The 801-nt window shown below is 54.2% G+C and carries 2 protein-coding genes; both read right to left on the bottom strand.

The window, feature by feature from the left end; all coding sequences use genetic code 11:
* Nucleotides 1–70: 70 nt before the first annotated feature.
* Nucleotides 71–529: a VOC family protein gene (locus OR16_RS38825; RefSeq protein WP_158001420.1), complete on the bottom strand. Its 459-nt coding sequence runs from the start codon at nt 527–529 to the stop codon at nt 71–73.
* Nucleotides 530–564: 35 nt separating this feature from the next.
* Nucleotides 565–801: fumarylacetoacetate hydrolase family protein (locus OR16_RS38820; RefSeq protein ID WP_100228068.1), on the bottom strand; the 237-nt coding region annotated here is incomplete at its 5' end.

Genomic DNA, 801 nt, shown 5'->3' with positions numbered 1-801 from the left:
CAAACCTACCCCCGGAGTGTAGTCGGATACCCTGAAGCCGAAATCGTTGATTAGTGAATTGTATGTTGAATCAAACGAGCTTGCGCCAATAACTACATGGCCAAGTCTTGCGATTTTCGTCAAGGGAGGAGGTAAATGGTCGAATCATCTGAATCACTTCGGCATAGAACTCGAAGGTGAGGCCTGAAGCGGGCTCTTTAACGCGGAAGGTACGCCCCTGATTCAGCGCCTTGCACTCCTCACACTCAACCTCGACAGGCTGCAGACCTCTGGACTCGAAGTGCCTGTATGCCTTGTCGACCTCCAGCCTACTCTCGAGTTCAAAGGCGACTCGCCGAAGGCCAGGGTCTGCGCCCTGATAGAGCACCAGATTATGATGATCCGATGAGCATCTCATGAATGCCATGCCGTCCGTTCGCCCCGTCAGTTCAAGGCCGATCAGATCCCTGTAGAACGAGATTGACCGTTCAAGATCAGCTACCGTCAGCGCGGCATAGCCAAGCTCCCTGTAGCGAAATGGCTCTCCCATGCTTTCCTCCATTGTGTCCACCCGTGAAATTCGGCCTACTCGCCGGCAAGCGCTTCGTCTTGGACGGCGTTACGAAGAACCCCGACGTTTGTGATCTCGACTTCGACGACGTCCCCAGCTCTGAGGAAGCGTGGTGGATCCTGGAACAGACCCACGCCTCCCGGCGTGCCTGCAACAATCACATCACCAGGAAGCAAAGGACAAATGGTTGAAAAATAGGCTATGAGATCTTCGACGCCAAAAATCATGTCGGCCAACGCAGCATGCTGCAC

The organism is Cupriavidus basilensis OR16 (assembly GCF_000243095.1).
Classification (GTDB): Bacteria; Pseudomonadota; Gammaproteobacteria; order Burkholderiales; family Burkholderiaceae; genus Cupriavidus; species Cupriavidus basilensis_D.
This window is presented reverse-complemented; position numbering and strand designations above follow the sequence as displayed.

What these genes read in the sequence shown, in the direction of transcription:
- OR16_RS38825 (WP_158001420.1), bottom strand. Translation starts at nt 529, where the DNA reads ATGGGAGAGCCATTTCGCTACAGGGAGCTTGGCTATGCCGCGCTGACG.